This window comes from Streptomyces sp. (genome assembly GCF_035563135.1).
Taxonomy (GTDB): Bacteria; Actinomycetota; Actinomycetes; order Streptomycetales; family Streptomycetaceae; genus Streptomyces.
Genome location: NZ_DATMVN010000132.1, coordinates 1 through 3,500 on the forward strand (window position 1 = coordinate 1; position 3,500 = coordinate 3,500).

Annotated in this window: 2 protein-coding genes; one reads left to right on the top strand and one right to left on the bottom strand. The window is 73.3% G+C overall.

The genetic code is table 11. The annotated features are described in order from the left end of the window. Positions 1 to 238 precede the first annotated feature (238 nt). On the bottom strand, positions 239 to 829 hold the full coding sequence (locus VN520_RS05645; RefSeq protein WP_325745730.1) for a hypothetical protein: 591 nt from the start codon (positions 827 to 829) through the stop codon (positions 239 to 241). A gap of 348 nt (positions 830 to 1,177) precedes the next feature. Here VN520_RS05645 and mobF point away from each other — a divergent pair. Further along, positions 1,178 to 3,500, top strand: a 2,323-nt coding sequence (mobF, locus tag VN520_RS05650; protein ID WP_325745731.1) for a MobF family relaxase, incomplete at its 3' end; no start/stop codon positions are given.

Below are 3,500 nucleotides of genomic sequence, written 5' to 3' on the forward strand. Positions count from 1 at the left end.
CCCAGCCCCAGGCACCCCAGCAGCCCGCCGCACCCGGCTACCCCGGCCAGGGCCACTACCCCCAGCAGCCCCAGCAAGGCGGCGCCGCACCCGGCATGCGCTGACCGCCGCCCAGGGACACAGGGACACCCAGGGACACACTTCCCGGCATTCCCCACGAGGCTGGCCCCCGAGCCCCCGCACAGGCCCCAGGGACACGCAGGGACACACCTTCCGCCTTCACCACCCGAACCGCGCCCTACACCGCCCCGGCCCCCTCAGCCCCGTCCTCCTCCACCGCGACCGCGCTCCCCACCGGCCGCGGTCCGCCCGGACCACCGGAGGCGACCGGCCGGACCTCCTGCCGGGCCCCGCCCGCCATCGCTCCGTCCCCCGCACCCGGAGCGTTCCCCACCCCGGTGCGCCCCGGGACCCCGACGCCCGGCTCCACCGCCGGCCGTACCTCCCTGCCCCGGCCACCCGGCCCCTGCACCGGCTCCTGCTCCCGGACCAGCCGCCGCAGCTCCTGCACATCGGTCCGCCGCAGCCCCAGCCGCTCCGCGACCGCCCCCACCGGCTCGTCCTCACCCAGCATCGCCACCACCGCCGCCCCGGCCTCCACCCGCGCCGCCTCCACCTGCTCCACCACCCGCTCCCGGACTGCCCGGATCTCCCGCTCCCCCTCCTCCCGCGCCAGATCCTGACGCTCCGTCGCCAAGAAGAAGTCCGTCGCCCGCTCCACCAGCCGCTGCTGCCGCGCCATCGGCGCCATCGCCAACTGCTGCGCCCGCTCCCGCGCCGCCACCACGTTCGCCGCAGCCGACGCCTTCGCCTTGGGCTTCCTCACCATCTCAACTCCGAACCGGCCCCGAACCGTGGGCTGCGCCCGGACGGCACCCTGCCGCCCTCCCCGGGAACCCGCACAGGCAGCCTCACCCACCCTCCCGCCCGATCGAAGCGCTCGCCCGACCGAGCTGCCCGCGCTCCCGTCCCACGGGCCACGACCATGTTTTCTGCCCACCCAGCGGGAGGAGGGAAAAGTCGTCCCACCCCCGTTCTCCGGACAACCGCCCCACCCCGCTGCTCCTTGCTGCTGATGTCTTTGCAGGTCACCGGGCTGTAAGAAGAGACAGAGGCAGGGAACAGGAGAACGGAATGACATCTCTTGCAACTCTGATCGCCTCGTAGCGTCGATGTCGTGGCAGTGGAGCTTCGCAAGCTGACGGCGGCCGCGGGGTACCGGTATCTGCTCGCGCAGACGGTCCGCGCGGAGTCTTTGCCTGCCGCCGACGGCTCCCTAAACGCCGGCGCCCCACCGGGAGTGTGGATGGGACGAGCCGCCGAGACCCTCCAAGTGGCTGGGCAGGAGGTACTGCGGGCACAAGCGGAATCCCTGTTCGGCCTCGGCCGGCATCCGCGTGCGGCTGAGATAGCCGCCGATCGGATCGCGGCCGGAGACAGCGAGAAGAAGGCCTGGCGGGCCGGGAAACTCGGCGCCGCCTACTCCCAGTTCAGCGACCCGACCGCCACCGACCCGCTGCTGGAGCGCATCGAGGAGGCCCTCGCGGAGGCCACCGCGCGCAGCGGAGGACCGCTCACCGACGCCCAGCGCCGGGCGATCCGCCGACACGTCGCGGCCCAGTACTTCCGCGCAGAGTTCCACCGCGGCCCGGCCTCCGTAGAGGAGCTCGACGGGTACCTGAGGATGCACACCCAGCCGGTGCGCCAGCCCTGCCTGGGCTGGAGCTTCGTGGCCGCCCCGCAAGGCTCGCTGCAGGCCCTGCGGATCCTGGGAGGCGAGGAGACACGCGAGGTCATCGACGCGGCGCACACCGAGGCGCTCGAGACGGCCCTGGCCTGGATCGAGGACCATGTGCTGGCCACCCGGGCCTCCAGCAAGGGCAGCATCGCCCAGGAGCAGGTGACCTCCGGCCTGGTCGCCGCCCGGTGGCGGCACTACACCGCGCGCGGGGATCCGGGCGACCCCCATCTGCACGATCACATCATCGTCGCCAACCGCGTCCAGGGCCCGGACGGGAAGTGGCGCACGATCGACGCGCGGCCGCTGCTCGCACACGGAGTGACCATCAGCGAGCTCTACAACACCACCGTCATGCGGCTGGTGTCCGAGCGCCTGGGGCTCGCGGTCCGCGAGCGAGTCACCGCCCCCGGCCGGCGGCCGATCCTCGAGATCACGGGTCTGCCCGACGAGCTGATCGACGCGTTCTCCACCCGCGGCAAGACCGTGCGGGCCGAGTTGGAACGCCTGGTCGCCGACTACTACACCCGCCACCAGCGCACCCCGCCCCCGGCGGTCTGGTACGCGCTCGCGCAGCAGGCCGCAGTCACCAACCGGCCCGAGCTCAGTGCCGCACGGCCGCTGCGTACCCTGCAGAAGATTTGGTTCACCGCCGCCCGCGCGGCCCTCGGCGACGTCGACGCACGCCCCGACGAAGCCGTCACCCAAGCCTTGCTGGACGCCGTGCGCCAAGCCGCCGCCGACGCCGAACCGGCCCCGCAGGACACCGATCCGGACACCTTCGAGCGGCAGGTCGCCATCGCCGCGCTGGCCGAAGTCGCCGAACGCCGCAGCGTGTTCGCCGCCCAGCACGTGCGCGCCGAGGTGCTGCGCCAACTCGGCTACCACCTCGCCCGGGGTCCCCTGACCCAGGACCTGGTCCTGGCCGAGGCGACCGAGCGCATCACCGCCCGCGCACTGTCCGACCCCACCCTTGAGGACCCCGTCGTCGACCTGCGCCCGCCCTCCCTGGTCGACCTGCACCCCGAGCAGCAGCGCCCCGACGGCAGCAGCGTCTTCCTGCGCGTCGAGGCCCCCGCCTACACCACCCGACGGCTCATGGCTGCCGAGGACGACCTCCTGGCAGCCGCCGACACACTGGTCATTCCCGCCGCCGAAGAGGCCGACTTCGCACGTGCCACCCGCCGCCATCCGCACCTGGGCACCGCCCAGTTGGCCCTCGCCCGCTCCTTCGCCTGCGGCGACAAACTGCTGTTGACCGGCATCGGCCCGGCCGGATCCGGTAAGACCTCCGCGATGAAGCTGGTGGCCGACACCCTGGCCGCCTCCGGGCGCCGCCTGGTCGCCCTGGCCCCCTCCTCCCGCGCCGCCCAGGCTCTTGCCGATGACCTCGGTGCGCCCGCCACCACCCTGCATGCCTGGCTGCACCACCGCGACCAGAACGCCAAAGGCCTGGCCGACCAGCGGTTCCCCCTCGCACGCGGCGACGTGATCGTCGTCGACGAGATGGGCATGGGCGGCACCCTCAACCTCCAACGGATCCTGGCCGAGGCCCGCGCCGCAGGCGCCCACGTCCGGCTCCTGGGCGATCCGCTGCAGCTGTCCGCCGTCGACGCAGGAGGCGTTCCGCGCCTGCTCGACCGCCACCCCGACACGGTGCGCCTGGACGAACTGCACCGCTTCACCACCCCGGGAGAAGGCGCCGCCACCCTGGTACTGCGCGACGACGACCCGGCCGACGTCTTCACCTTCCACCGCCAGC

Excerpts from the sequence above, each read along its gene's own strand:
- VN520_RS05645 (WP_325745730.1), bottom strand. The coding sequence starts at position 829 with ATGGTGAGGAAGCCCAAGGCGAAGGCGTCGGCTGCGGCGAACGTGGTG.